Origin of the sequence: uncultured Albimonas sp., from assembly GCF_963977235.1 — a bacterium.
GTDB lineage: Bacteria > Pseudomonadota > Alphaproteobacteria > Rhodobacterales > Rhodobacteraceae > Albimonas.
Genome location: NZ_CAXBOD010000060.1, coordinates 1 through 25,716, shown reverse-complemented (window position 1 = coordinate 25,716; position 25,716 = coordinate 1). Strand labels below are relative to the sequence as shown.

Sequence of the window (25,716 nt, the reverse complement as noted above, 5' to 3'; positions counted from 1 at the left end):
GCCCCGCCCGGTCAAGGACAAGCCGGCCTGCGGCCGGTCGCCTGCGGCGATCCTTGACCGGGCGGGGCGAGTCGCTCTTTCCGGCATCAGCGAGAGACGGCTCCGGAGAACAGGCGCTTTGCGACCGGGGCAGGCGGCGGCCCGGGCGCCGTGGCGGGCGGCGGCGCGAGAGGGCTGGCGGGGGAGGGCGCGCGGGGGCGCGCCCTTCCTGCTGGGGGCGGGCCGTCAGGCCGGCTCGGGCGGGGCGCGCCGGGTCCAGTCGGCCTCGGCCTCGAAAGCGGCGGCGGCGCGCAGGACCTCGAGGTCGCCGCGCGGGGCGCCCATCAGCTGCAGGCCCATGGGCAGGCCGGCGCCGGGAGAGGAGGCGGGACCGAAGCCTGCAGGGACGCAGACCGCGGGGCGGCCGCTGAGCGAGGTGGGAAGGACGCACTCCATCCAGCGGTGGTAGGTGTCCATCTTCACGCCCGCGATCTCCTGCGGCCAGCGCTCGTCGATCGGGAACGGCCAGACCTGGGCCGAGGGCATCGCGAGGAGGTCCACGCTCTCGAAGATCTTCAGGAGCTTGCGGTGCCAGCGGGCGCGCTGGACGTTGGCGCGGTGAATGTCCATCGCCGAGAGGGCGAGGCCGGCCTCGATCTCCCAGATCGCTTCGGGTTTCAGCAGCTTGCGGCGCTCGGGGTTCTCGTATTCCGGCGCCGAGCGGGCGGCGACGCCCCAGTGGCGCAGGGTGGTCCAGCTGTCCCAGAGCTCCTCGCGCGAGTGGTCGGGGACCAGAGGGACCACCTCGGCGCCGAGGGACGCGAAGACCTTCAGCGCCGCCTCGCAGGTCTCGAGGATTCCCGGCTCCATCGGCCAGCCGCCGTTCCAGTCCCCGATCCAGCCGATGCGCAGGCCCTTGGCCCAGGCGCGCGGGTCGTCCGTGGCCAACCCCGGCGCGAACACGTCGCGCTTGCCGTGGGAGAGGGGCGCCTCGGGCTGGTAGCCCGCCTGCACGTCCAGCAGCAGCGCCATGTCGGCCACCGAGCGGCCCATCGGCCCCTCGGTCGAGAGCTGGTGGGCGTAGAGGTCGAAGCTGGAGTCGTTGGCCACCCGCCCCCAGGAGGGACGGAAGCCGAAGACGTTGTTCCACCCCGCCGGGTTGCGCAGAGAGCCCATCTGGTCCGAGCCGTCGGCGATCGGCAGCATCCGCATCGCCAGCGCCACCGCTGCCCCGCCCGACGACCCGCCAGCCGAGCGCGAGCGATCCCAGGGGTTCTTCGTCGCCCCGAAGATCGGGTTCATCGTGTGCGAGCCGAGCCCGAACTCGGGCGTGTTGGTCTTGCCCACGATCAGCGCGCCGGCCACCCGGATCCGCGCGACCATCGGGGAATCGGCGTTGGGCACCAGGTCGGCGTAGAGGGGCGAGCCCATGGTGGTGCGCAGGCCCTTGGTCGCCGTCAGGTCCTTGATCGCGATCGGCAGGCCGTGCAGGGGGCCCAGCGGCTCGCCGGCCGCGCGGGCGGCGTCGGCGGCGCGGGCCTCGGCGAGGCACGCGTCGGGATCGCGCTGGGAGATGACCGCGGTCAGGTCCCCGTTCACCGCGGCGATGCGGTCGAGATGGGCGCGCATCACCTCCTGCGCAGAGACCTCGCCGGCGCGGATCAGGGGGGCGAGCTTGGCGCCGCCGGCTTCGAGAATGTCGGTCATGGGGGTCCTGGGGTTCGCGACGGCCGGGCTCAGGCCCGGCGGACGAGGTTGATGATCGCCAGCAGCGCCACGGCGCCGGCGGTGGCGGTGACCAGGCGGCCGAAGAAGTCGTCGCCGAGATCGAAGCCAAGGACGCCGAAGAGATAGGCGCCGAGGTAGGCTCCCACGATGCCGACGACCAGGTTGGTCAGCAGGCCGTGGTCGCGCTTCATCACCTTCTCGGCGATCCAGCCGGCCGCGAGGCCCACGACCAGGAATGCAAGCCAGCCGATGTCTTCCATGGGGATCTCCTGCGCTGCCCTCGCCGCTGGGGGGCGAGGGGATGCGGGGCCGATCCGCGGGCGTCGGAGCTCCGGCGTCGCGGCGGCGGGGGGCGAGGCGACGACAATCCGGTCCGCGGCGGTCGGGGTCAAGGCGGCGCCGCGTCGGAGCGGGCCGGGCCTTCCCGCGCGATCGCGTTGACGTCACGTTGCGTTAACCTTTTTGGGCGAATGTCTGTCTTGCAGGCGCGACATGGGCTGCGCCTGCACTCCTCCCTGTCGACTGGCCGCGCCTTCGGGCGCGGCTTTTTTCTTTGGCTCCGAGGGGCGGTCGGCGAAGCAAGGGCCCGGAACGGGAGGGAAAATGCCCTCCGACGCGGGGTTGCAACTCTGGATTGAGTCATGCAAATGAACGTCTGTCGCCGGTAGATATACATTTCGTTTCAAAGAAAACTCTGGCGCCGACGGAGGGAATCGCTTTAGGACTAGGTGAATGGCAGGTGAACCCGCGTTGCGCTCAGGCGGGACGGAGCGCCTTGCTACAGCGAACGGAATTCGGTGATCAGGTCGCGGGCGATCGTCCGACGCCTGAATCGCCGCAAACGGACGCCGCGCGTTCAGATCTCCGCCGTGGCGGCAAGACGGCGAAGCGCTGAACTGCGGCTCAGGTCCCGCGGGCTATGGGGAGGCCCGCGGGACCGTCATCTTCTCTCAGAATCGTGCGCATCGTGCGCTCAGGATTGTGCGCTCGGGACCGTGCGCAGGGTCTGGACGCCGACAGGCGTCCGGACCGCGTTGTCGTATGGCGCAGCGTTTCGCGCGCGCAGGCGCCGGAGCCGCTGGTCCGGCGCCTCGCCTTCGCGGCTTGCGGCGCTGTCGCGGTCAGACGCCGCGGTAGGGCGCCACGTACTGCAGGGCCATGTCCCAGGGGAAGAAGATCCAGGTGTCCTGGCTGACCTCGGTGATGAAGGTGTCGACCATCGGCCGGCCCTTGGGCTTGGCGTAGACGGTGGCGAAATGCGCCTTGGGGTAGAGGCGGCGGACCAGTTCCAGCGTCTTGCCGCTGTCGACCAGGTCGTCGACCACCACGATGCCCTCGCCTTCGCCCATCAGCTCGGCTTCGGGCGCCTTGAGGACCTGGGCGTCCATCTGGTCCTGGTGGTTGTAGGATTTCACCGAGATCGTGTCGACGATGCGGATGTCGAGCTCGCGCGCCAGGATCATCGCCGGGGCCATGCCGCCGCGGGTGATCGCCACCACCGCCTTCCAGGCGCCGCCCTCGCCGGGGCCGCGCTTGTCCAGCCGCCAGGCCAGCGCGCGGCTGTCGCGGTGGATCTGGTCCCAGCTGACGTGGAAACCCTTCTCGTGGGGCAGGCGGCTGTCGGTGGGGCTCATGCTCGGGTCTCCTGCGGGGGCGCTCGGGATGTCCCCTAGCGTCGTGCGCGGCCTCGGGCAAGATGTGGAGGGCCGGGATGGGGTCCGGGCCTGCCTCGGGGTCGCCCTCGGGCAGCCAGGCGCCGCGAGCAGGTCCCGCCGATCGCAGGCGCTTCTCCCGCGGCGCGTCCCGACGCTGCGCGCCTGGCGACGGTCGCCCCTGGCGGGCCGCCGGGCCTGCGCCGCGGGCGCGAGGGTTGCGACGGGCGCGCGTGTCGCGCGGCGCTTCCTCCGCGAACGCAAGGCGCCGGTTGCGAAGGTCGGGACGCCGCGCGCGTCCTCGCGGGATCAGTCGGCGGACTTGGCCTTCACCGCCACGTCGATGTCGGGCGCGTCTTCGGCCTTCATGCCGACCACATGGTAGCCGGCGTCGACGTGGTGCGTTTCGCCCGTCACGCCCGAGCCGAGGTCCGACAGCAGGTAGAGCCCCGACTTGCCCACATCCTCGATCGTCACGTTGCGGCGCAGGGGCGAGTTCAGCTCGTTCCACTTCAGGATATACCGGAAGTCGCCGATCCCCGAGGCCGCCAGCGTCTTGATCGGCCCGGCCGAGATCGCGTTCACCCGGATGTTCCGCGGCCCGAGATCCATCGCCATGTAGCGCACCGAGGCCTCGAGCGCCGCCTTGGCCACGCCCATCACGTTGTAATGGGGCATCACCCGCTCGGCGCCGTAGTAGGTCAGCGTCAGCATCGAGCCGCCGTCGCCCATCAGCTTCTCGGCCCGCTGCGCGACCGCGGTGAACGAGTAGACCGAGACGTCCATGGTCCGCGCGAAGTTCTCGGCCGAGGTGTCGACGTAGCGCCCGCGCAGCTCCGACTTGTCGGAGAAGCCGATGGCGTGGACCAGGAAATCGAGCCGCCCCCAGGTCTTCTCGATCTCGGCGAAGGCCGCGTCGATCGAGGACGCGTCGGTCACGTCGCAGGGCATCGTCAGCGTCGAGCCGACCGAGGCGGCCAGCGGCTGCACGCGCTTCTTCAGGGCATCGCCCTGGTAGGTGAACGCCAGCTCCGCGCCCTGGTCGGCGCAGGCCTTCGAGATGCCCCAGGCGAGCGACTTGTCGTTCGCGACGCCCATGATCAGGCCCCGCTTGCCCTCCATAAGACCGCTCATGCCCCGCTCCTCCGGCTTCTTTCGTGGCCGGAGGCTCTATGCGAATTTCCAACGGTCATCAAGGCGCGGGACGTTTCAGAGTGTTACGGTCGGACCCCCTGCGGGACCGGTCCGGGGCCCCTCCCGGCGCGGGCCGGGCAGGGGGAGGCGCGCGGGCGGGCCTCCGGTCTCTGGCGCGGGGCGGCGGGGTTGGCTAGGCTCCGCGCGAAGATCGTGATCGAGGATATCCCCATGGCCCTGTTCGACCTTGCGCAGCTCGAGGCGGCGGCGGAACTGGTGCACGCCGTGATGCCCCCGACCCCGCAATACGCCTGGCCGCTGCTGTGCGCGCGGGCGGGGGCCGAGGTCTGGCTGAAGCACGAGAACCACACCCCCGCGGGCGCCTTCAAGCTGCGCGGGGGGCTGGTCTACCTCGACGATCTCGGGCGGCGCGGCGGGGCGCCGGGGATCGCCACGGCCACGCGCGGCAACCACGGCCAGTCGATCCCCTTCGCGGCCCGCCGCCACGGCATTCCGGTCAAGGTCTGGGTCCCGCACGGCAACTCGGTCGAGAAGAACGCCGCCATGCGCGCCTGGGGCGCGGAGGTGATCGAGCATGGCGAGGATTTCGAGGCCGCCCGGATCGAGGCGATGCGCGTCGCCGCGGCCGAGGACCTGCACGCCATCGGCCCCTTCCATCCGCTGCTGGTGCGCGGCGTCGCCACCTACGCGCTGGAGCTGATGCGCGCCGTCCCGGACCTCGACACGATCTATGTCCCCGTCGGCATGGGCTCGGGCTGCTGCGGCCTGATCGAGGCGCGCGACCGGCTGGGCCTGAAGACCGAGATCGTAGGCGTGGTCGCCGAGACGGCGCCGGCCTACGCGCTGAGCTTCGAGGCGGGACACGCGGTGTCGACGCAGACCGCGCCCACCTTCGCCGACGGCGTCGCCTGCCGCGTGCCCTCGCCCGAGGCGCTCGAGATCCTGCTTCGCGGCGCCGCAAGAGTGATCGCCGTCAGCGAGGACGCGGTGGCCGAGGCGATGCGGGCGCTGTTCGCGGACACGCACAACGTGGCCGAAAGCGCCGGCGCCGTGGCGACCGCCGGGCTGCTGTCGGAGCGCGAGCGGATCGCCGGGCGCAAGGTGGCGGCGGTGCTCTCGGGCGGGAACGTGGACGCGAGCCAGTTCCAGGCGGTGCTGGGCGGACGGACGCCGAGGGTCTGAGCAGGGCGGCCCCCAGAAGGGGGCGGGGGCTGCGGGGAGGCCGCTTCGGGAGCTCGCCAGAGACCAGGGGCCGCGCAAGGTTCGGGCGGGGCGCCGGGGCGCGAAACCCTGAAGGGCGGCGCGGGCTTGACGGGGCGGGGGCTGAGCGCGACCTATGCAGGGCCTGATGGAGGAAGCCGCCATGCCCGCCGACGCGACCGTCGCCCCCGCCCCGTTCGTCCTCGAGGAGACGGAGACGCGCGAGGGCAAGTTTGCCGGGAGCGATCCCTTCGCCCTCGCCCAGGCCTGGCTGGAGGAGGCCTTCGCCGCCGAGATCAACGACGGCAACGCCATGAGCCTCGCCACCGTCGACGCCGACGGGATGCCCAATTCGCGCATGGTGCTGCTCAAGGAGATCGAGGGCGCGGCCGCGCCCTCCGGCGGGGCGTTCATGTTCTACACCAACTACGGGTCGGCCAAGGGGCGGGAGCTGGCCGCGACCGGCAAGGCCGCGCTGCTGCTGCACTGGAAGAGCCTGCGCCGCCAGGTGCGGGTGCGCGGGGTGGTCGAGAAGGAGGACGGGCCGCAGGCGGACGCCTACTACGCCTCGCGTGGGCTGCAGTCGCGGCTGGGGGCCTGGGCCTCGGAGCAGTCGCGCCCGCTCAGCTCCCGCGGGCATCTGATGGGCGAGGTCGCCAAGATCGCCGCGCGCCACCCGCTGAACCCGCCGCGGCCGCCTTTCTGGGGCGGCTTCCGGGTGCGGCCGGTCGAGATCGAGTTCTGGGCCGACGGCGCCCACCGCCTCCACGACCGCTTCCAGTGGCGCCGCGAGAGCCCCGAGGCGCGGACCTGGACCGTGCGTCGCCTGAACCCCTGAGCCCGCGTTCCGTCGCCCCGACCCTCCCGGCGGGGCCAGGGCGACGCGGCGCCCCTCGCGCCACCCGGCGACGCGCCGCCGCGGCCGGGTCGCCGGGGGTTGCATCCGCGCCCGGCGGACTGCGTGATCCGACGCGACCGTTGCAGGGGCCGACTCGGCCCCGGGAGCCCGACATGCCCGATCGCAAGACCCTGCTGCTGACCGGCGCCTCGCGCGGGATCGGCCACGCCACCGTGAAGCGCTTCGCCTCCGCCGGCTGGCGCGTGATCACCTGCTCGCGCCATCCCTTCCCCGAGGAATGTCCCTGGGAGATGGGCGAGGAGGACCACATTCAGCTCGACCTCGCCGACCCCCAGTCCACCATGGACGCGGTCGCCCAGATCCGCGCCCGGCTGCCCGGCGGACGGCTCGAGGCGCTGGTCAACAACGCCGGCATCTCGCCCAAGGGGCCGCAGGGGGAGCGGTTGAACACCCTGACCACCGACCTGCGCGACTGGGGAAAGGTGTTCCACGTCAACTTCTTCGCCCCCGTGGTGCTGGCCCGCGGCCTGCGCGCCGAGCTCGCCGCCGCGCAGGGGGCGATCGTCAACGTCACCTCGATCGCCGGCGCCCGGGTGCACCCGTTCGCGGGCGCGGCCTACGCCACCTCGAAGGCGGCGCTGGCGGCGCTGACCCGCGAGATGGCCCATGACTTCGGCCCGCTCGGCGTGCGCGTGAACGCCATCGCGCCCGGCGAGATCGAGACCGCGATCCTCTCGCCCGGCACCGAGAAGATGGCCGAGAACCTGCCGCTGCGCCGCCTCGGCAAACCCGAAGAGGTGGCGCGCACGATCTATTACCTGTGCACGGCCGAAAGCTCCTACGTCACCGGCGTCGAGATCGAGATCAACGGCGGCCAGCACGTCTGAGCGGGCGGCCGGGCAGGGCGCTGGCGGGACGGGCGCGGGAGGGGGGCGGCCTGCGCGCTACTCGGCCGCGCGGCTTTCGCCGGCGCCGCAGGTCTCCTTCAACGCCTCGACCATGTGGTCGATGAAGGCGCGCAGCTTGGGCTGCGGGAAGCGGCCCTGGGGGTAGACGGCGTAGACGCCCAGCGGCGGGCGGCGGGATTCGGGGACCAGCTCGACCAGCTCGCCGGTCGCCACCGCGTCGCCGACGATGAAGTCGGGCAGCATGGCGATGCCCAGCCCGTCCGCCGCCGCCTGGCGCAGGGCGTCGCCGTTGTTGATCGTCAGCCGGCCGACCGCGCGCACCTGCCGCTCCTGCCCGCCGGGGCCCGACAGGCGCCAGACGTTGCCGGAGCTGAGGTTCGAGTAGTGCAGCAGGTTGTGCGAGGCGAGGTCCTGCACCGAGGCCGGCGCCCCGTGGGCGGCCACATAGGCGGGGCTGGCCACCACCATCACCTCGGCGTCGGCGAGCTTGCGCGCGCGCATCGAGGAATCGGGCAGGTCGCCGATACGGATCGCGAGGTCGAAGCCCTCGGCCACCAGCTCCACGAAGCGGTCGTCGAGCACCATGTGCACCGAGATGTCGGGGTACTTCCCCAGGAAATCCGTGATCGCCGGCGCCAGCGCCCGGATCCCGAAGGAGAAGGGGGCCGAGATGCGCAGCTCTCCGCGCGGATTGTCCTGCATGGTCGAGACCATGGCGTCGGCCTCCTCGGCCTCGGCCAGGACGCGGATCGCGCGGTCGTAGAAGGCGAGCCCGATCTCGGTCGGGCTGACGCGGCGGGTGGTCCGGTTGAGCAGACGCGCGCCCAGCCGGTCCTCCAGGGAGGCGACGTGCTTGGACACCGCCGATTTCGAGAGGCCCATCTTCCGCGCGGCGTCGGTGAACCCGCCAAGGTCCACGACGCGCACGAAGGCCTCCATCTCGCTCAGCCGATCCATGACACCTCCGCTGCAATGCAACCAAAGTCGCCTCGATCGGGGCGATCGTCAATCGCCGCGATGCCGCTGCGACCATAATCGACGAAAGCGAAGCCATTCGTTCATCTGAGTTTTTTCGTTCATCATTGCGACGCGGCAAGTTCTGGCGAGAATGTCGTCCCCGCAGGAGGATGCGGCCCGCAGGCCGGCGACCCCGAGGTCGTTTTCCTTCACAAAATAGACGGTGGCGGGGTTGTGCGGCGCCGCAGCCGCATGTTTAGCTTGCGCCTGCAGGCCCAAGACCCCGCAGAGGGCGCCGCCGCAAACGACAGGGAAGACGCATGAACGGAAGCAACGACGCCTTCGTCGAGTTCGATCGCGTGCAGAAGAGCTATGACGGCGAAACCCTCGTCGTCAAAGACCTGAACCTCGGCATCGGCAAGGGCGAGTTCCTGACCATGCTGGGCCCGTCGGGTTCCGGAAAGACCACCTGCCTGATGATGCTCGCGGGATTCGAGACCGCGACCTACGGCGAGATCAAGCTGGACGGCAAGCCGATCAACTCGGTCCCGCCGCACAAGCGCGGCATCGGCATGGTGTTCCAGAACTACGCGCTGTTCCCGCACATGACGGTGGCCGAGAACCTCGCGTTCCCCCTGCAGGTGCGCAAGATGGGCAAGGACGATATCGAGACGCGCGTGAAGCGCGCCCTCGACATGGTCCAGATGGGCGACTTCGGCGGCCGCCGTCCCGCCCAGCTTTCGGGCGGCCAGCAGCAGCGCGTGGCGGTGTCGCGCGCCCTGGTCTTCGACCCCGAGCTGGTGCTGATGGACGAGCCGCTGGGCGCGCTCGACAAGCAGCTGCGCGAGCAGATGCAGTTCGAGATCAAGCACATCCACGAGCAGCTGGGCGTGACGGTCGTCTACGTGACCCACGACCAGTCCGAGGCGCTGACGATGTCCGACCGCATCGCGGTGTTCAACGACGGCAAGATCCAGCAGCTCGCCCCGCCGCCCGACCTCTACGAGCGGCCCGACAACAGCTTCGTCGCCCAGTTCATCGGCGAGAACAACACCCTCGACGCCACCGTCGCCGAGCGCGACGGCGACTACGTGAAGGTCGAGTTCCTCGACGGATCCGTCGGCCAGGCGCTGGCGGTGAACTGCGGCGGCCCCGGCGAGAAGACCCGCCTCAGCCTGCGCCCCGAGCGCGTCACCTTCGCCAAGCCGGGCGAGTGGGGCGTGTCTGGCAAGGTGAAGGAACTGATCTACCTCGGCGACCATATCCGCGTGCGGATGCAGGTGCTGGGCAACAACGACTTCGTTGTGAAGGTGCCCAACGCCTCCCGCCACGACATGCTGGCGGTGGGAGAGACGGCCTCGCTGTCCTGGGTCGCCGAGGATTGCCGCGCTCTGGACGCCGCCTGAGCGAGGCCGAGGCGCGTCGCCGCCCGAAGGCGCGCCGCCGCGAAGACACGATCGGGCATCGCAACTGGGAGTAACCTCATGAGCCTCAAGCTCAAGATGATGATGGCCGGCGCGGGGATCGCCGGCGCGGCTGTGGCCGGCGCCGCATACGCCGCCGACGAGCTGCCCGCCTGCGAGGGCTGCGCCGATTCGATGACCGTCGTGTCCTGGGGCGGCGCCTACCAGAACTCTCAGCAGCAGGCTTATTCCGAGCCTTATGCCGAGCTGACCGGCACCAACTTCGTGTGGGACGAGTCCTCCAACGAGGCCGTGGCCAAGCTGCGCGCCATGGACGAGGCCGGCAACGTGACCTGGGATCTGGTCGACGTGGTCGCCTCCGACGCCATGCGCCTGTGCGACGAGGGTCTGGCCCAGGAGATCGACTTCGACGAGGTGCTCGCCGCGGCGCCCGACGGGACCTCGGCCACCGAGGACTTCGGCGAGATGATCGTGTCGGAGTGCTTCATTCCGCAGATCGCCTATTCGACCACCTTCGGCTACCGCACCGACGTGGCCGAGTGGAACGGCGAGACCCCCGACGACATCTGCGACGTGTTCGATCTGGAGGCCTTCCCGGGCAAGCGCTCGCTCGAGAAGCGTCCGATCAACAACATGGAGTGGGCGCTGCTCTGCTCGGGCGTCGCCAAGGAAGACATCTACGACACGCTCGAGACCGAAGAGGGGCAGGCCAAGGCCTTCGCCAAGCTCGACGAGATCAAGGACAGCGTCGTGTGGTGGTCGGCCGGCGCCGAGACCCCGCAGCTGCTCGCCGACGGCGAGATCGTGATGGGCTCGACCTACAACGGCCGTCTCTTCGCGCTGATCGAGGAGCAGGACCAGCCCGTCGCCATGATGTGGGACGCGCAGGTCTATGACCTCGACGGCTGGATCGTGCCCGCCGGCCTGCCCGAGGACCGCCTGGCCCGGGTGATGCACTTCCTGAACTTCGCCACCGACACGCAGCGTCTGGCGGATCAGGCCAAGTACATCTCCTACGGCCCCGCGCGTCAGTCCTCGGCCCCGCTGGTCGGCCAGCATGCCGAGCTGGGCATCGACATGGCTCCGCACATGCCGACCAACCCCGAGAACGCCACCAACACCTTCCTCTACAACTACGAGTGGTGGGCGGACTACCGGGACGACCTGGACGCCAAGTTCCAGGCCTGGCTGCTGCGCTGAGCTGAAGACTGCGCCTCCCGGGCCCCTCGCGGGCCCGGGGGCTGACGCAGCCGACGACTTCCGGGCGGGCCGCCCGCGGCCCGCCCGCTTCAGTTCCAGTCATTCACCGACGCTGCGAGGGGATCACGCATGGCCGAGGCGACCGCGAACGGGGATATCGCGCCCGAGGAGCACCGGAGCGCCTCCGGACAGCTTCTGGCCGCCGACGGCACACCGCTGAAGAAATCCATCCGCCGCTCCGAGGCCCGCGCCCGCCTGCGCGCCTTCCTGCTGGTGGCGCCGCTGCTGATTTTCGTGCTGCTGTCGTTCATCGCGCCGATCGCGGACATGCTGTTCCGCTCGGTCCAGAACGAGATTGTGGCCGACACCCTGCCCAAGACCGTCGAGGCGCTCGACGACTGGGATCCCGAGACCGGCGCCCCCGGCGAGCCGGTCTACCGCGCCTTTTACGACGACATGCTCGTCGCCACCGACCTCAAGATTCACACCCGCCTCGGCTCCCGCCTCAACTATGAGGAATCGGGGATGTCGTCGCTGTTCCGCAAGACCAACGAGCGACGGTTGGGCCGGTTCGACCTCGACCAGCCGCTGAAGCCGCAGTTCGTGGATCTCGACGAGGACTGGGGCGAGGTCGAGCCCTGGGCGGTGATCAAGACCTTCGCGCCCCGCTACACCTGGGGCTACTTCCTGCAGGCCGCCGACATGCGCCTGACCCCCGGCGGGGTCGAGATGGCGCCGGAGTTCGAGCAGATCTACCTCAAGCTGTTCTGGCGCACGATCCTGCTGTCCTGCACCATCACCCTGTCGTGCCTGCTGCTGGGCTATCCGGTGGCCTGGCTGCTCGCCAACCTGCCCGCGCGCAGCGCCAACCTGCTGATGATCCTGGTGCTGCTGCCGTTCTGGACCTCGTTGCTGGTGCGCACCTCGGCCTGGAAGGTGCTGCTGCAGGAGCAGGGGGTGATCAACGACATCCTGGTCGGGATCGGATTGATCTCCGACAGCAGTCGCCTGGTGATGATCAACAACCAGACCGGCACCATCATCGCGATGACGCATATCCTGCTGCCGTTCATGGTGCTGCCGCTGTATTCGGTGATGAAGACGATCCCGCCGTCGTATCTGCGCGCCGCGAAATCGCTGGGCGCGACGGACTGGACCGCCTTCTGGCGGGTCTACTTCCCGCAGTCGGTGCCCGGCATCGGCGCGGGGGCGATCCTCGTCTTCATCCTGGCCATCGGCTACTACATCACGCCCGAGCTGGTGGGCGGCACCGACGGCACCTTCATCTCGAACCGCATCGCCTTCCACATCTCCACCTCGCTGAACTGGGGACTGGCGGCGGCGCTGGGATCGTTGCTGCTGATCCTGGTGATGGGGCTCTACTGGCTCTACGACAAGATCGTGGGCATCGACAACGTGAAGCTGGGCTGAGGGAGACACGACAATGGCGCTTCAGCCCTATGCGACGACGGGTCAGCGGATCTGGTATTACAGCTTCCGGGTGATCTGCGGATTGATCCTGTTCTTCCTGATCTTCCCGATCATCATCATCATCCCGCTCAGCTTCAACGCGCTGCCCTACTTCACCTTCACCCCCGGCATGCTGGCGCTGGAGGCGGACGCCTACTCGCTCGAGCACTATCGCGACTTCTTCTACAACGACGCCTGGCAGCAGGCGCTGTGGAACTCGCTTTCGATCGCCCCGGCGGCGACGCTCTTGTCGGTGTCGCTCGGCACGCTGGCGGCGATCGGGCTCTCCTCGGGCAAGATGCCGTTCCGCGGCACGGTGATGGCGATCCTGATCTCGCCGATGATCGTGCCGCTGATCATCTCGGCGGCGGGGATGTATTTCTTCTATTCCCGGATCGGCCTGCAGGGCACCTGGTTCGGCGTGGTGCTGGCCCACGCCGCGCTGGGCACGCCCTTCGTGATCATCACCGTCACCGCCACGCTGGTGGGCTTCGACCGCTCCCTGACCCGGGCGGCGGCGAACATGGGGGCGGGGCCGGTGCGCACCTTCTTCAAGGTGCAGATGCCGCTGATCCTGCCGGGCGTGATCTCGGGCGGGCTGTTCGCCTTCATCACCTCGTTCGACGAGGTGGTGGTTATCCTGTTCCTCGGCTCGGCCGGCGAGCAGACGCTGCCCTGGCGCATGTTCACCGGCCTGCGCGAGCAGATCAGCCCCACGATCCTGGCGGTGGCGACGCTGCTGGTCAGCGTGTCCGTGATCCTGCTGGTGACGCTGGAGATCCTGCGCCGTCGCTCGGAGCGGCTGCGCGGCATGAGTCCCGGCTGACCATGGCGCCTCCGTTTCCGGCCGGGCGGGCGGCGATGCGATCCCATGTGCGGCGAGGAGCCTGTCTCCTCGCCGCCGTTCTGTTGGCGGCGCCCCACGCCGCCGCCGCGCCCGAGGGCGAGGGGGTGCTGGCCTCGGCCTGTCCCGGGCCCGGCGCGATGGACCTGCTGCTGATGCCCGAGGAGGCCGAGGCGCTGGACGCCGAGGCCGCCGCCCTCACCGTCACCGGCGCCTACACCGCCACCGACAAGCGCGACGCAGGCAAGCCCAAGCCCGTTGGCCTTTTCCTGCATCGCGGCCAGGCGATCAGCCTGGAATACGGGCGTATGGACGGGCTGCTGGTGATCGAGGCCGACGGCGCGGCCCGCATCCTGTCTGCCCCCTCGGCGCAGGTCGCGGGCGCCAGCTTCGATCTGACCGACCTCGAGGGCCGCCGCGCCTTCGTCGCCGCGGCGAAGACCGCCGGCGCCTCGGCCCTGCAGTCGCACCTTCTGATCCGCGACGGAGAACTGGACCTGCGCCCGGTCGAGAGCGCGCCCGCCGCCATCCGCCGGATCCTGTTCCAGGACAGCGACGGCGCTTTGGCGATCTGGCAGAGCGGCGCCCGCGCCCTGACCCTGCACGAGGCCGCCGAGGAGCTCGCCCGCCTGCACGCCCCGGCGATGGCGATGAACCTCGACATGGGCAGCTACGATTTCTGTGAGCGGACGGGCGCCCAGAGCGCCGCGGCCGGCGACGGCGTGCGCGGGGCCTCCTACTCCTGCGGGTTCCTCGACCGGCAGGGGCTTGAGCGGCTCTCCAACCTGATCCGCCTGCATCCCGACGCAAACTGCGGGTAACGGCGCGGTCTCCGCCCCTTGATCGCCGTCAAGGACCCGCCGCCGATCTTCGCCTAGGGTGCGCCGCGACGTCCCCCAAGGAAGCCCCCATGCACGAGAACCGCACCTACGACGAGATCCGCGTGGGCGACCGGGCCGAGACGCCCCGCCTGTGCGCGGCCGACGACCTGTTCGCCTTCGCCCACTGCTCGGGCAACCACAACCCGATGCATCTTGCCGACCGCGACGGCGACGGCGACGGGGTGAACGAGGCGCAGGCCCCCCAGATGTGGGTCGCCTCGCTGATCTCGGGCTTGCTGGGGTGGGAGCTGCCGGGCCCGGGCGTGGCGATGGAGTCCCTCTCGGTTCGCTGGATGGGCGTGGCCCAGGCCGGCGACCAGCTGGTTGCGCGCGCCGAGGTGATCGCCAAGGAGCCCGAGAACCGCATCCGCCTGCGCGTCGAGGTCGACCGCGTCGACGGCGTCGCCCTGATGGGCGGCGAGGCCGTGGTCCGCGCCCCCCTCGTGAAGATGAGCTTCGCCGAGGACGAGATCCCCGGCCTGATCGTCCAGCGTCACCTGCATTTCGATCGCCTGATTGCGCAGGCCCGCGCGCTTGGCCCCGTGGTGATGGCGGTGGCGGCGCCGGAGAACGCCGTCTCTCTCGCCGGCGCGCTGGAGGCGGCCGACGAGGGGCTGGCGATCCCGATCCTGGTCGGGGACCCCGACAAGATCGCCGCCGCGGCCCAGGAGCTGGGCGCCTCGCTCGACGAGTTCGAGATCGTCGCGGCGATGGACCACGAAGCCGCCGCCGAGACCGCGGCGATGCTGGTGCGCGAGGGTCGGGCGGCCGCGCTGATGAAGGGCGCGCTGCACACCGACGACCTGCTGCGCGCGGTGCTGGACCGCGACCGGGGGCTGCGGGCGGGGCGGCGGCTGACCCATGTCTTCGTGATGGACGTGCCCGGCCTGCCGCACCCGCTGCTGATCTCGGACGCCGCGATCAACATCGCCCCTGACCTCGAGACCAAGGCCGACATCGTGCGCAACGCCATCGACGTGGCCCGCGCCATCGGCATCGAGGTGCCGAAAGTCGGGGTGCTCTCGGCGGTCGAGATCGTGAACCCCGCGATCCCGTCCTCGATCGACGCGGCGCTGCTCTCGAAGATGGCCGAGCGGGGCCAGATCACCGGCGGGCTGGTGGACGGGCCGCTGGCGATGGACAACGCCGTGGATCTCGGGGCCGCGCGCACCAAGGGGATCAAGTCGCTGGTGGCCGGTCAGGCCGAGGTGCTGATCGCCCCCAACCTCGACGCCGGCAACATGATCGCCAAGGAGCTCAGCTACATCGCCCATGCCGAGGCCGCCGGCGTGGTGATGGGGGCGCGGGCGCCGATCGTGCTGACCTCGCGGGCCGACGGGCCCAAGGCGCGGCTCGCCTCCTGCGCGGTTGCGGCGCTGTGCCGGGCCTTCGCCGCCGGCGCGCGGTAGCGGGGCGGGGCTGGCGCGGGGCGTAAACCCTTCGCAAAGCATTCGTTCTCATCCTCGGCTTTGGATTCGCTCCGACCGACGAGGAGGATCGCGATGCCTCGGCCCGACCTGTCGCCGCGCCGCCGCCCCTGGGCGGGCGGATGGTTCAGGGCGCGTCTGACGCTGGCCCTGGTTCTGGCTCTGATCGCGGCGCCGCTTGGCGTCGAGGCCGCCTTCTTGCCGGGCATGGGGGCGGGCGGAGCGAGGGACGCCCCGATCGCATCGGGCAACGTCCGCCATCCGGGGCCGTCTGCGCCCGCGATCGCCTCCGTCGATCCCGCCCTGGCTCCGGGGCGGTCGCCCGGCTCGTTCTCGGGCGCGCCCGCTGTGGAGGGGGCGCCCGGCCCTCCGACCTCCGATCGCGACGCGCCGCAGGCGCCCGCGCCGTCTGTCCGGCCGACACAGGGCCGCGGACCCCCGCCGCCGGGGTCTCCGGCATTCCGCATGATGGACGCGCCGCATTCATGAACGTGTCTTCACCGTCACAATACGACGGCTGAAAACCGCACAGCGGCACGCGGCGGTTTCGCCGTTCGTTGCAGCGCGCCACATTTCGCCAGCTCACACGAGAATCGTGCGAGCGCGCGGAAGAGGGGCGGATCACGGTGAGCACCACGGACGCTGGCGGCGAGCCGATGCACTCCGGCCGCGCGCTCGCCGCCCTGCGGGCCCTGCTGGCCGCGGGGATCGAGCGTCCCGACGGGCGCCTGCCTTCCGAACCCTCGCTGGCCCGTCGCCTCGGCGTCGGCCGCCAGCCCCTGCGCCGCGCGCTCGAGGTGCTGGAGGCCGAGGGCGTCGTCTGGCGCAATCGCGGCGACGCGCTGTTCGTCAATCTGCCGGACCGGCGCCCCGCTCCGCTGACCCCGGTCGGCGGCCTGCTCGAGGCGCGCCTGAGGCTGGAGCCCGAGCTCGCCGCCCTCGCCGCCCTGCGCGCCCGGCCCGAGGACATCCGACTGATGCGCCTGTGCTCGCAGCGCGAACTGGCGGCCGGCGACGTGGACGCGACCGAACTCTGGGGCGGCGCCCTGCACCGGCTGATCGCCGTGGCGGCCGCCAATCCGGGCCTGCTGGCCGCCTACGAGGCGCTGGACGCCGCCCGCGCCGGCGACGCCTGGCGCGGCGCGATCGAGGCCGCGGACTGGCGCGACGTCTCGGGGCTCCACGGCCGCTGCGACCACGATGCGGTGATCGGAGCGATCGCCGCCGGCGACCCCGAGACCGCCGCCGCCACGATGCGCGCCCACCTGCTGACCGTGGCCGAGCGCGCCGAGCCCGCCGGCGCCGACACGATCGCCCGCTGACCGCGCCTCCTCGCCCCCGCTTCCCTCCGCTCCGGCGACGGGGTAATCGGGTTTCGGGCCCCGCCGGCCCGCGTCCGATCCGCCCCGCTCGCGCAGGAGACCGCCCCATGAGCTTCGCCTTCCAGGACCCCGAGACGGCCGCCGCGCTGGCCGCGCGCATGCTGCTGGAGATCGAGGCGGTGAACTTCCGCGCCGACGAGCCCTACATCTTCACCTCCGGCCTCGCGGCCCCGGTCTATGTCGACTGCCGCAAGCCGATCTCGTTCCCCCGCGTGCGCTCGGCGCTGATGGACATGGCCGCGGCCCGCGCGCTGTCGGACGGCGGGTTCGAGAAGTTCGACGCGGTGGCGGGGGGCGAGACCGCCGGCATTCCCTGGGCCGCGATGATCGCCGAGCGACTGGGCCTGCCGATGCTCTACGTGCGCAAGAAGCCCAAGGGGTTCGGCCGCGGGGCCCAGATCGAGGGCCATTTCGAGGAGGGCGCCAACGTCCTCCTGGTCGAGGACCTGACCACTGACGGCGGCTCGAAGTTCACCTTCGCCAACGCCCTGCGCGAGGCCGGCGCGGCCTGCACCGACACGCTGGTGATCTTTTACTACGACATCTTTCCGGACGCGCGCGCAAACCTCGCCGCCCACGGCCTGGCCCTGCACCAGCTGACCACCTGGCGCGACGTGCTCGCCGTGGCCCGCACCGGCGCCCACCTGGGCCGGACCTTCGACGCCAAGACCCTGGACGCTGTCGAGGCCTTCCTGAACGACCCCTACGGCTGGTCCGCCGCCCATGGCGGCAAGGCCGGTCCGGAATGACGCGCGCGGACCTCGCCCCTCGGCCGGGCGGAGTCCGCGCCGGTCTCGCGCTGCCGTCCGTCGCGGTCGCGGTCGGCCCGGCTCGGCGTCGCGGCTGACCTGCGCGGCCTGTTGACGTCGACCGCGCGCGGGGCTAACCCGTGGGGCGGTTCGCGGGCATGGTGAAAAGGTATCACACGAGCCTTCCAAGCTCTTGTTGCGGGTTCGATTCCCGCTGCCCGCTCCAACCGATCCCCATCCGGACCCACCCGCGCCGCGCTTTCCCTGGCAGGAGCGTCGCGACGTCCCTTGCCCGCAGTCCGCAATTCAGCGGAGCTGACGACGGCCGCCGATGTTGTGAACGACGCTCAGGCGAAGGCGGCCTCGGGCCAGCGGTCGAGGAGGGCCGAAGCGGCCTCGAACAGGGCCGCGGCGCGCAGGAGGGCGGCGTCCTGGCGGAATGGCCCCACGATCTGCAGGCCCAGGGGCAGGCCCTCCGGGGTGAAGCCGCAGGGCAGGCTGATCGCGGGATGGCCGGTCAGATTGAAGGGCATGCACCAGGGGAACCAGTTCGGGCGCATGTCGGGATAGGCGACGCCGTCGATCTCGAGCGGGTCGAACAGGTCCTGGCCGATGCCCGGCGCGGCGCGCGAGAGCGTGGGGGTGACGAGGAAATCCGCCCGCTCGAACAGCTCCTGGACCCGGCGGAACAGGGCGGCGCGGTCGAACATCGCCTGCTGATAGTCGACGCCCGAGACGTCCCCGGCCAGCGCCAGTTGTCGCAGCAGCGAGGGGGTCATGCGGTCGCCGTCGGCCTCGGCCATGGGCCCGAAGCGGGCGCGCCAGGTGGTGTGGTTGATCGCCCGCCAGATCGGCTCGACGTCGAGGCCGGCGCCGTCGAAGGGAATCAGCTCTGCGCCGAGATCGGCAAGGCGGCCCAGCGCGGCGTCGAAGGCGGCCTGCATCGCGTCCGAGATCGGTTTGCCCGGAGGCGCGGCGCAGAACAGGATGCGCTTGCCCGCGAGGTCGCCCTCGGGCCGCGCGGCGGCGAGGTAGTCGGGGACCGGCACGCCCACCGACCAGGGGTCGCTGGGGTGCGGGCCGGCCATCGCCTGAAGCATCAGCGCCGTGCCGGCGACGTCGCGGGTCATCGGGGTCACGTAGGTGTAGTTGCCAAAAGCGTCGGGCGCCTGGCTGTGGGCGATGGCGCCCAGGCTCTGCTTGAGCCCCACCACGCCGTTGCAGGCCGCCGGGATCCGGGTCGAGCCGCCGCCGTCGGTCGCCACCGCGATCGGCCCGATCCCCAGCGCCGTCGACACCGCCGACCCGCCCGAGGAGCCGCCCGAGGAATGCGCGAGGCTCCAGGCGTTGGGGGTCCTGCCGAAGAGGGGGGCGTCGGTCAGGCACTTGGCCCCGAACTCCGGGGTCGTGGTCTTGCCGAAGATCACCGCGCCGGCGCCCCGCAGCCGCGCCACGGCCGCGGCGTCCTGCGTCGGCACGTTGTCGGCGTGCAGGAGGGAGCCGAAGGTCGTGCGCATCCCGGCCGTGTTGACGATGTCCTTCACCGCGCAGGGCAGGCCGTGCAGCAGGCCCGGCGCCTCGCCCGCCGCGAGGGCCGCGTCGGCGGCGCGGGCGCCGTCCATGGCCGCCTCGGGCGCCAGGGTGATGAAGGCGTTATGGCCGGGCTGCAGACGCTCGGCGGCGGCGAGCACCGCCTCCATCAACTCGACGGCCGAGATCTCGCGGGCCAGCAGCATCGTGCGAAGCGCGACGGCGGAATGGCGGCGCAGCGGATCGAGGGACATGGCGGGCTCCGGAGGCTTTGGCAGGGGGGTGTCCGCAAGAGGCCACGGCCCGCGCGCCCTGTCGAGACGGGATGCGCGCGCGTTCTCGCCATGCCGGCGCCGACGTCCCGACGGCGGCCCGCCGAGCGGATCGGGACGGTCTTCGTCCCGCGCCCGCCTACGCGCAGGTCAGTTCCGCCAGAAGGCCGAGACGAACATCACGTAGACCGCCATCAGCTCGAGCCGCCCCAGAAGCATCCCCAGCGAGAGGATCCACTTCGCCTCGTCCGAGAGCGGGGCGAAATTCCCCGCGGGCCCGATGATCGGCCCCAGCCCCGGCCCCACGTTGGCCAGCGCCGTCGCCGCGCCCGAGACCGAGGTGACGATGTCGTGGCCCAGCATCCCCATCGCCACCGCCAGCACCGCCAGCGTCATGAAGAACAGGAACAGGAAGCCCATCACCGAGGAGATCACCTCCTCGTCCACCGGCCGCCCGGCCCAGCGGGTCTGGAACACCCCGTGGGGGGAGTGGATGCGGCGGACCTGGCTGGCGACCGCCGCCAGCAGGATCTGGTAGCGGAAGATCTTCACCGAGCAGCAGGTCGACCCCGCGCAGCCGCCCACCAGGCCCATCAGGAAGAAGGCGGCGGCGGCGAAGGGGCCCCATTCGTTGTAGTTCTCGGACGCGTAGCCGGTGCCGGTCAGGATCGAGACGGTGTTGAACAGCGTCTCGCGCAGGTGCTGCTCGAACCCCCAGGCGTGGGGAACGGGGTCGGTCGCCATGCGATACAGCAGGACGGCGCCGGCGAAGCCGAAGATCACCGCCATGAAGCCGCGCACCTGAGGGTCGCGCCAGATCGGGCGCGCCTCGCCGGAGGCGAGCTGCACCAGCCGCACGAAGGGCAGGGAGGCGAGCATCATGAACAGCGCCGAGACATACTCGACCACGCCCGAGAAATGCCCCAGCGAGGCGTCGTAGTTGGCGAACCCCCCGGTCGAGATGGTGGTCATGGCGTGGACCACCGCGTCGAACACGCTCATCCCGCAGGCGGCGTAGGCAAGGATGCACAGCAGCGTCAGCCCGGCGTAGACCCAGGATATCGACATCGCGATCTCGCCGGCGCGGGGCAGGATCTTGCCGAAGGTGTCGAAGGCCTCGGAGCGGAAGATCTGCATGCCGCCGACGCGCAGCGCGGGCAGGAAGGCCATGGCCATGACCACGATGCCGACGCCGCCGAACCACTGCAGCATGCCTCGCCACAGCAGCACCCCCGGCGGCATGTCGTCGAGCCCCACGAACACGGTCGAGCCGGTGGTGGTGAACCCCGACATCGCCTCGAAGAAGGCGTCGGTCGGGGTGGCCTGCGGCACGCCCAGCACGAAGGGCAGGGCGCCGAAGATCGGCAGCAGGAGCCAGCACAGGGTGGTCAGCAGGAAGGTCTCCTGCTTGGTCAGCGAGGTCCGGTCGGCGCCTCCGGCCGCGGCGACCAGGGCGCCCGAGAGCACGGTGAAGAACCCCGCCAGGCCGAAGGCGCGCCAGTTGGGGTCGCCCTCGAGCAGGTCCGCCAGCATCGGCGCCGCCATGGTCGCGCCGAGGGCGGCGACCAGCAAGCCGATCAGGTGTAGGGCGGCGCGCAGGTCCGGCATCGAGCCTGCATCGCCCGGCCCCCCACGCCTGTCAACGCGCAGCGTCGGTCGTGATGCGAAACCCCTGCCGGCGTGGCGCGGAAAGGCCGGAGCGGGAGGCGGCCCCGGGGCGAGGCAGGCCGCGGGCGGAGCGTCCGGCGCCGCGCCATCCGCCCCGCCGCGGCGCCCCGTCCCCCGGCCGTAGGGCGCATTTCAATGCGCCGCGCTCAGGCCGAGGGGGGAGCGCCGCCCCCGAGACGCGGAACGCCCCGGGACGGACCCGAGGCGTTCGAGGCGATGGAGCGCCGAGGCCGGATCAGATGCGGCTCAGCGCCTGCTCGAGGTCTGCGGCCAGGTCCTCGGGCGCCTCCAGCCCGCAGGACAGGCGCAGCAGCCCGCGGGAGATGCCCAGATCCTCACGCTGCGCCTCGCTCAGGCGCTGGTGGGTGGTGGTCGAGGGGTGGGTGATGATGCTCTTGGAGTCGCCCAGGTTGTTGGAGATCTTGATGATCTCCAGCGCGTCCTGGACGCGGTAGGCCGCCTCCTGCCCGCCCTCGATCTCGAAGGCGACCATGGTCCCGCCCGAGCTCATCTGCCGCCGGGCCAGCTCGTGCTGGGGGTGGTCGGCGCGGCCGGGGTAGAGGACCCTGGTCACGCGGGGATGGGCGGCCAGCATGTCGGCGATATGGGCGGCGCTGTCGGCCTGGGCGCGGCAGCGCAGGTCCAGCGTCTCGAGCCCCTTGAGCATCACCCAGGCGTTGAACGGGCTCAGCGCGCCGCCGGTGTGGCGCATGTAGCCCTCAAGCTCGTTGCGGATGAAGTCCTGCGTCCCCAGCACCACGCCGCCGAGGCAGCGGCCCTGGCCGTCGATGTGCTTGGTGGCGGAGTAGAGGACCACGTCCGCCCCCAGCTCCAGCGGGCGCTGGTACATCGGCGTCGCGAAGACGTTGTCGATCACCAGGCGCGCGCCGACCGAGTGCACGATCTCGGCGACCTGGGCGATGTCGATCAGCTCCAGCGTCGGGTTCGAGGGGCTCTCGAGGAAGGCCACCTTCGTCTCCGGGCGCAGGGCGGCGCGCCAGGCGTCGGGGTCCGTGCCCTCGACCAGCGTCACCTCGACGCCGAAGCGGGGCAGCAGGGTCTCGAGGATGTAGAGGCAGGAGCCGAACAGCGCCTTGGCCGCGATCACGTGGTCGCCGGCCTTCACCTGGCAGAACAGGGCGGCGTTGACGGCGGCCATTCCGCTCGCGGTGGCGAAGGCGTCCTCGGCCCCCTCCAGCGCCATCATCCGCTCTTCGAACATGCGCACGGTGGGGTTGCCGTAGCGGGCGTAGATGAAGCCCTCGTCCTCGCCCAGGAAGCGCGCCTCGGCCGCCGCGGCGGTGTCGTAGACGAAGCCCTGGGTCAGGAACAGCGCCTCGGACATCTCGCCATGCTGGCTGCGCCAGGTCCCGGCGTGAACGAGGCGGGTGCGGGGCGAAAGCGCCCGCGCGGTCTTGTCGAGTTCGGTCATGCATCTCCCGGGCGAACGCCCGGCCCCTTGCCGACGGCCCCGACCGGTGTTCGGAAATCGGGGCGCGATGCGTGCGGTGCGGCGTCGCCCGACCTCTTTAGCGGTTTCTTTAACGTGGCCCGCAATCCGGTCTGCCAAATCGCCACGCCCTTGGCCTAGGCGCTCCTTGGCAAGCCGTCAAGGGCGATTGGCTGGACCACAAGCGTGGGGTGTGGAACCGGGCGGCGGCGAGGCGCGCGGGGGGCAGCGCGCGCTGCGTCGCGCATCGGTCACGAAACGGAAACCGCGGTGTTGCAGACTGGCTGTATCCGGCCAGCAACGCGGCGTCAGTCCGCACCCGGCCGAGCAGGAACCCTGACATGACGCTGATGCACGTCACGACGAGGGCTGAGGAGCTCCTGGTTCGTGATGCGCGTGGCCGGCCGGCGCCGCTTGCCCCCGCGGTCGAGGCGATCCCCCCCGGCGCCCCGGTGGCGATCCTGGCGCATGGCTACAAGTATCGCCCGTTCGAGAGGGGCCGCGACCCGCACGCCTGGCTGTATGGCCTGCCGGGCGAGGGGCCGAGCGGGGCGGACTGGCCCGCGCAGCTGGGGTTCTCGCGGCTCGATCCCGCCGACGGGCTGTGCATCGGCTTTGGCTGGGACGCCTGGGCGGCCCACGGCGCCAGCTTGGCGCGCGGCCGGCGCAACGGTTTCGCCGAGGTCTACGACCGCGCGGCGGCGGCGGGCGAAAGCCTCGCGGCGCTGATCGCCCATCTCCACGTCCTGCGGCCGGATCTGAAGGTGGACCTCTTCGCCCATTCGCTGGGCGCGCGGGTGGCGCTGCAGGCGCTGGCCGATCCGCGGGTGCGCCCCGCGCTGGGCCGGGCGCTGCTGCTGGGCGCGGCCGAGGATGCGGGGCTGGCCCGCGCCGCCATGGCCGCCGGCGACGGACGGGGCGGCGAGGTCTTCCACATCGCCGCCCGCCACAACGATCCCTATGACGCCCTGTTCGAGGCCGCCGCCCCCCGCCTCGCCGGCCGGCGCCGGCAGGCGCTGGGCCGGGCTGGGCTGGGCGCGGCGCGTGCCGACTGGATCGACCTTCAGCTCGACCTGCCGGCCTTCGCCGACTGGGCCCGGGCGCGGGGCGTGCCGCTGGCCGACGCCGCGCCGCGGGTCTGTCACTGGAGCTTCTACGACCGCCCCGGCGCCATGGACCTGCATCGCGCCATCCTGCGCGAGCGCCACGACTGGTCGATCCTCGCCCTGCGGGCCGCCGGCGCGCCGGAGGGTCTGGCTCCGCGCTGGTCGCGCCTCGCGCCCCCGCTGGTCCCGGCGCTCGCGTCTGCGACGCCGGATCCGGCCGCCGCGCCGGCGGCCCGCCGCGGCTGGGCCGGTCCCTGGCCCGCCCTGCGCCGCGCCGCGATCGGGGCCGAGCGGGAGCTTCCCGGCCCCGATCTCGCGGCCGGCGCCTGACGCGGCCTGGCTTTCCACATCCCGACCGGCGGGGCCGGGCCGCAGGGCGTCGCCCCAGGCCGCCGCTCAGCCGCGCAGGAAGAAGCTGGAGGTGGCGCGCACGCTCATCCGCCCCTCGGAATCCGCCAGCTCGCCCTCGAGGAACACTACCGAGCGGCCCATGCGGGTGACGCGGGCGGTGGTCGTGACGGGGCCGGGATGGACGCCGCGCAGGAACTGCACGGTCAGGTCGATGGTGGCCCCGACGCGCCCGGTCAGCGCCATCACCAGCGGGCCCATGGTGTCGTCGATCATCGCGGTCAGGAACCCGCCCTGCACCACGCCCATCGGGTTCACGAACGCCTCGCGCGCCTCGAAGCCCAGCGACATCGTCATCGCCTCGCGGTCGAAGGACACGAAGCGGTGGCCCAACGTGGCGGCGGCGGGCGGCATCGGCCGCCCCTCGAACGGGTTGGGATCGGACATGGTCTCTCCTCGGTCGATGTGGGCGTCATCCTGGGGCGGGCCTGCCGCCAGCCCTTTGTCGGCAGGCGCCCGTCCTCCCTATCGCCGCAGCGCCCGGAAGGCCTCCGACGCCCCCCAGCCCGCCGCCAGCGCCACCGCCAGAGCCAGCAGTCCGTAGGCCAGCGGCATCTCGCGCGAGAGGGCGTAGAGCCACCGCTCGAGCCCCACCTTGCGCACGCCGACGATGGATTCGTGCAGGTCCAGCACCCTCCCCTCGTGCAGCAGGAACACCCGGGCGATGTAGTCGCCCTCGACGATGTTGGCGGGCAGGGCGACATGGGTGGCGAACAGCGTGTCCTCGATCACGTCCACCTCGATCGGCGCTTCGACATACAGCCCGCGGCGGCGCATCAGGCGGATCACCGCCTCGCGGAACACCTCCGGGTCGGCGACGTCGGAGGCTGCGCCGATCGCCCGCACCTGCAGGTCGAGGCTGACCCGGTGGCGCAGGTTCTCGGTGGCGCTCAGGATCTGGTCGAGCGGCCCGGTCGAGGCGACGGCGTAGAAGGCCGGCGCCTGGTCGATCACCGTCGAGGCCCGGTTCGCCCAGACCCCGAAGCTGCGGTCCTTGCGGCGCACCGTCACCGGGCCGGCGGGGCCGGAGATGGTCACGATCACGTCGGGCCGCGCGTCCCGCGCCGGGCGGCTGCGCTTCACCGCGCCGAACACGAAGATCTCGGACCCCGCGTAGGTCGTGGTGATCGAGACCTGGTTGTGGGAGAGCGCGGCGACGACCTTCTCGTCGTCCCCGCCCTCGGGGGGCGCGTCGCGGCCCTGGGGCAGGATCACCACCTGGCCGCCGCCGGCGGGCGTCTCGGGGCCCCGCTGGCCGGGGGCGGCCTCGCCGGGGCCCTCGCCGTCGGGACGCTCGCCGGGCGCGGTCCGCGGGGCGCTGCGCACGGCCGGCGCCGGAGCGCCGGGGCTGACCTCCTGCGCCACCTGGGCGGGGGCCTGCTGGGCCGGGGCGGGGCCAAGCGGCGCGACCGTCAGCGCCAGCGCGGCGGCCAGGCGCCGCAGGGAAAGGGGGGCGCGTGGGGTCAA

General features: G+C 71.7%; 22 protein-coding genes, 1 tRNA gene and 1 riboswitch. Of the genes, 13 read left to right on the top strand and 10 right to left on the bottom strand.

Annotated elements, in window-relative coordinates; genetic code table 11:
* Window positions 1–225: 225 nt before the first annotated feature.
* The 4 genes from AAC134_RS19835 to fabI all read right to left on the bottom strand — a co-directional run bounded on the left by AAC134_RS19835 (window position 226) and on the right by fabI (window position 4,493).
* Window positions 226–1,686 carry an amidase gene (locus AAC134_RS19835; protein WP_339950867.1) on the bottom strand — a complete coding sequence of 487 codons (1,461 nt, stop codon included), beginning with the start codon at window positions 1,684–1,686 and terminating at the stop codon, window positions 226–228.
* Window positions 1,687–1,715: 29 nt separating this feature from the next.
* Window positions 1,716–1,967 carry a GlsB/YeaQ/YmgE family stress response membrane protein gene (locus AAC134_RS19830; protein WP_339950866.1) on the bottom strand — a complete coding sequence of 84 codons (252 nt, stop codon included), beginning with the start codon at window positions 1,965–1,967 and terminating at the stop codon, window positions 1,716–1,718.
* An 861-nt stretch (window positions 1,968–2,828) separates the two neighbouring features.
* A complete protein-coding gene (gene gpt / locus AAC134_RS19825; protein ID WP_339950865.1) occupies window positions 2,829–3,341 on the bottom strand; it encodes a xanthine phosphoribosyltransferase in 513 nt (170 codons plus the stop codon).
* Window positions 3,342–3,668: 327 nt separating this feature from the next.
* Window positions 3,669–4,493: an enoyl-ACP reductase FabI gene (fabI, locus tag AAC134_RS19820; RefSeq protein WP_339950864.1), complete on the bottom strand. Its 825-nt coding sequence runs from the start codon at window positions 4,491–4,493 to the stop codon at window positions 3,669–3,671.
* A 231-nt stretch (window positions 4,494–4,724) separates the two neighbouring features.
* Here fabI and AAC134_RS19815 point away from each other — a divergent pair, with 231 nt between their 5' ends.
* The 3 genes from AAC134_RS19815 (at window position 4,725) to AAC134_RS19805 (ending at window position 7,460) form a co-directional block, all read left to right on the top strand.
* Window positions 4,725–5,696: a threonine dehydratase gene (locus AAC134_RS19815; RefSeq protein ID WP_339950863.1), complete on the top strand. Its 972-nt coding sequence runs from the start codon at window positions 4,725–4,727 to the stop codon at window positions 5,694–5,696.
* A 181-nt stretch (window positions 5,697–5,877) separates the two neighbouring features.
* Window positions 5,878–6,552, top strand: coding sequence for a pyridoxamine 5'-phosphate oxidase (gene pdxH, locus AAC134_RS19810; protein WP_339950862.1), 675 nt, complete (start codon window positions 5,878–5,880; stop codon window positions 6,550–6,552).
* Window positions 6,553–6,725: 173 nt separating this feature from the next.
* Entirely contained in the window at window positions 6,726–7,460 is a 735-nt protein-coding gene (locus tag AAC134_RS19805) for an SDR family oxidoreductase (RefSeq protein ID WP_339950861.1), read from the top strand.
* Window positions 7,461–7,517: 57 nt separating this feature from the next.
* Here the strand turns inward: AAC134_RS19805 and AAC134_RS19800 are convergent, their stop codons facing one another.
* Entirely contained in the window at window positions 7,518–8,438 is a 921-nt protein-coding gene (locus AAC134_RS19800) for a LysR family transcriptional regulator (RefSeq protein ID WP_339950860.1), read from the bottom strand.
* Window positions 8,439–8,758: 320 nt separating this feature from the next.
* Between AAC134_RS19800 and AAC134_RS19795 the strand changes: the two genes are divergently transcribed.
* The 9 genes from AAC134_RS19795 (at window position 8,759) to AAC134_RS19755 (ending at window position 18,041) form a co-directional block, all read left to right on the top strand.
* Window positions 8,759–9,844, top strand: coding sequence for an ABC transporter ATP-binding protein (locus AAC134_RS19795; protein ID WP_339950859.1), 1,086 nt, complete (start codon window positions 8,759–8,761; stop codon window positions 9,842–9,844).
* Window positions 9,845–9,922: 78 nt separating this feature from the next.
* Entirely contained in the window at window positions 9,923–11,062 is a 1,140-nt protein-coding gene (locus AAC134_RS19790; protein WP_339950858.1) for an extracellular solute-binding protein, read from the top strand.
* Window positions 11,063–11,191: 129 nt separating this feature from the next.
* Complete coding sequence (locus AAC134_RS19785) at window positions 11,192–12,493, top strand: ABC transporter permease (protein ID WP_339950857.1); 1,302 nt, start codon at window positions 11,192–11,194, stop codon at window positions 12,491–12,493.
* A 13-nt stretch (window positions 12,494–12,506) separates the two neighbouring features.
* The gene (locus tag AAC134_RS19780; protein WP_339950856.1) at window positions 12,507–13,358 is read left to right on the top strand and encodes an ABC transporter permease; all 852 of its coding nucleotides are present in this window, start codon (window positions 12,507–12,509) and stop codon (window positions 13,356–13,358) included.
* Window positions 13,359–13,393: 35 nt separating this feature from the next.
* Window positions 13,394–14,197 (top strand): hypothetical protein, encoded by an 804-nt coding sequence (locus AAC134_RS19775; protein ID WP_339950855.1) that lies wholly within the window; start codon window positions 13,394–13,396, stop codon window positions 14,195–14,197.
* A gap of 89 nt (window positions 14,198–14,286) precedes the next feature.
* On the top strand, window positions 14,287–15,666 hold the full coding sequence (locus AAC134_RS19770; protein WP_339950854.1) for a bifunctional enoyl-CoA hydratase/phosphate acetyltransferase: 1,380 nt from the start codon (window positions 14,287–14,289) through the stop codon (window positions 15,664–15,666).
* Window positions 15,667–16,310: 644 nt separating this feature from the next.
* The gene (locus AAC134_RS19765) at window positions 16,311–17,006 is read left to right on the top strand and encodes an FCD domain-containing protein (RefSeq protein ID WP_339950853.1); all 696 of its coding nucleotides are present in this window, start codon (window positions 16,311–16,313) and stop codon (window positions 17,004–17,006) included.
* A 107-nt stretch (window positions 17,007–17,113) separates the two neighbouring features.
* The gene (locus tag AAC134_RS19760) at window positions 17,114–17,815 is read left to right on the top strand and encodes an orotate phosphoribosyltransferase (RefSeq protein WP_339950852.1); all 702 of its coding nucleotides are present in this window, start codon (window positions 17,114–17,116) and stop codon (window positions 17,813–17,815) included.
* Between the two features lie 152 nt (window positions 17,816–17,967).
* Window positions 17,968–18,041: transfer RNA gene (locus tag AAC134_RS19755), tRNA-Gly, on the top strand.
* A 121-nt stretch (window positions 18,042–18,162) separates the two neighbouring features.
* Here AAC134_RS19755 and AAC134_RS19750 read toward each other — a convergent pair.
* From AAC134_RS19750 to metZ, 3 genes are all read right to left on the bottom strand, one after another.
* Window positions 18,163–19,599, bottom strand: coding sequence for an amidase (locus tag AAC134_RS19750; protein ID WP_339950851.1), 1,437 nt, complete (start codon window positions 19,597–19,599; stop codon window positions 18,163–18,165).
* 168 nt (window positions 19,600–19,767) lie between these two features.
* A complete protein-coding gene (locus tag AAC134_RS19745; protein ID WP_339950850.1) occupies window positions 19,768–21,225 on the bottom strand; it encodes a TrkH family potassium uptake protein in 1,458 nt (485 codons plus the stop codon).
* Between the two features lie 295 nt (window positions 21,226–21,520).
* Window positions 21,521–22,717, bottom strand: coding sequence for an O-succinylhomoserine sulfhydrylase (gene metZ / locus AAC134_RS19740; RefSeq protein WP_339950849.1), 1,197 nt, complete (start codon window positions 22,715–22,717; stop codon window positions 21,521–21,523).
* A gap of 76 nt (window positions 22,718–22,793) precedes the next feature.
* Window positions 22,794–22,873: riboswitch (SAM riboswitch) on the bottom strand.
* A 203-nt stretch (window positions 22,874–23,076) separates the two neighbouring features.
* On the opposite strand from metZ, the gene AAC134_RS19735 reads away from it, so the two are divergent.
* Complete coding sequence (locus AAC134_RS19735) at window positions 23,077–24,171, top strand: hypothetical protein (RefSeq protein ID WP_339950848.1); 1,095 nt, start codon at window positions 23,077–23,079, stop codon at window positions 24,169–24,171.
* Window positions 24,172–24,237: 66 nt separating this feature from the next.
* Here the strand turns inward: AAC134_RS19735 and AAC134_RS19730 are convergent, their stop codons facing one another.
* Both AAC134_RS19730 and AAC134_RS19725 read right to left on the bottom strand, forming a co-directional pair.
* A complete protein-coding gene (locus tag AAC134_RS19730) occupies window positions 24,238–24,636 on the bottom strand; it encodes a PaaI family thioesterase (RefSeq protein ID WP_339950847.1) in 399 nt (132 codons plus the stop codon).
* 78 nt (window positions 24,637–24,714) lie between these two features.
* Window positions 24,715–25,716, bottom strand: a 1,002-nt coding sequence (locus tag AAC134_RS19725; RefSeq protein WP_339950846.1) for a TIGR02186 family protein, incomplete at its 5' end; no start/stop codon positions are given.

Bases quoted from the DNA above. Each gene is read 5' to 3' on its own strand.
- AAC134_RS19835 (WP_339950867.1), bottom strand. From the start codon at position 1,686: ATGACCGACATTCTCGAAGCCGGCGGCGCCAAGCTCGCCCCCCTGATC.
- AAC134_RS19830 (WP_339950866.1), bottom strand. From the start codon at position 1,967: ATGGAAGACATCGGCTGGCTTGCATTCCTGGTCGTGGGCCTCGCGGCC.
- gpt (WP_339950865.1), bottom strand. From the start codon at position 3,341: ATGAGCCCCACCGACAGCCGCCTGCCCCACGAGAAGGGTTTCCACGTC.
- fabI (WP_339950864.1), bottom strand. From the start codon at position 4,493: ATGAGCGGTCTTATGGAGGGCAAGCGGGGCCTGATCATGGGCGTCGCG.
- AAC134_RS19815 (WP_339950863.1), top strand. From the start codon at position 4,725: ATGGCCCTGTTCGACCTTGCGCAGCTCGAGGCGGCGGCGGAACTGGTG.
- pdxH (WP_339950862.1), top strand. From the start codon at position 5,878: ATGCCCGCCGACGCGACCGTCGCCCCCGCCCCGTTCGTCCTCGAGGAG.
- AAC134_RS19805 (WP_339950861.1), top strand. From the start codon at position 6,726: ATGCCCGATCGCAAGACCCTGCTGCTGACCGGCGCCTCGCGCGGGATC.
- AAC134_RS19800 (WP_339950860.1), bottom strand. From the start codon at position 8,438: ATGGATCGGCTGAGCGAGATGGAGGCCTTCGTGCGCGTCGTGGACCTT.
- AAC134_RS19795 (WP_339950859.1), top strand. From the start codon at position 8,759: ATGAACGGAAGCAACGACGCCTTCGTCGAGTTCGATCGCGTGCAGAAG.
- AAC134_RS19790 (WP_339950858.1), top strand. From the start codon at position 9,923: ATGAGCCTCAAGCTCAAGATGATGATGGCCGGCGCGGGGATCGCCGGC.
- AAC134_RS19785 (WP_339950857.1), top strand. From the start codon at position 11,192: ATGGCCGAGGCGACCGCGAACGGGGATATCGCGCCCGAGGAGCACCGG.
- AAC134_RS19780 (WP_339950856.1), top strand. From the start codon at position 12,507: ATGGCGCTTCAGCCCTATGCGACGACGGGTCAGCGGATCTGGTATTAC.
- AAC134_RS19775 (WP_339950855.1), top strand. From the start codon at position 13,394: ATGCGATCCCATGTGCGGCGAGGAGCCTGTCTCCTCGCCGCCGTTCTG.
- AAC134_RS19770 (WP_339950854.1), top strand. From the start codon at position 14,287: ATGCACGAGAACCGCACCTACGACGAGATCCGCGTGGGCGACCGGGCC.
- AAC134_RS19760 (WP_339950852.1), top strand. From the start codon at position 17,114: ATGAGCTTCGCCTTCCAGGACCCCGAGACGGCCGCCGCGCTGGCCGCG.
- AAC134_RS19750 (WP_339950851.1), bottom strand. From the start codon at position 19,599: ATGTCCCTCGATCCGCTGCGCCGCCATTCCGCCGTCGCGCTTCGCACG.
- AAC134_RS19745 (WP_339950850.1), bottom strand. From the start codon at position 21,225: ATGCCGGACCTGCGCGCCGCCCTACACCTGATCGGCTTGCTGGTCGCC.
- metZ (WP_339950849.1), bottom strand. From the start codon at position 22,717: ATGACCGAACTCGACAAGACCGCGCGGGCGCTTTCGCCCCGCACCCGC.
- AAC134_RS19735 (WP_339950848.1), top strand. From the start codon at position 23,077: ATGACGCTGATGCACGTCACGACGAGGGCTGAGGAGCTCCTGGTTCGT.
- AAC134_RS19730 (WP_339950847.1), bottom strand. From the start codon at position 24,636: ATGTCCGATCCCAACCCGTTCGAGGGGCGGCCGATGCCGCCCGCCGCC.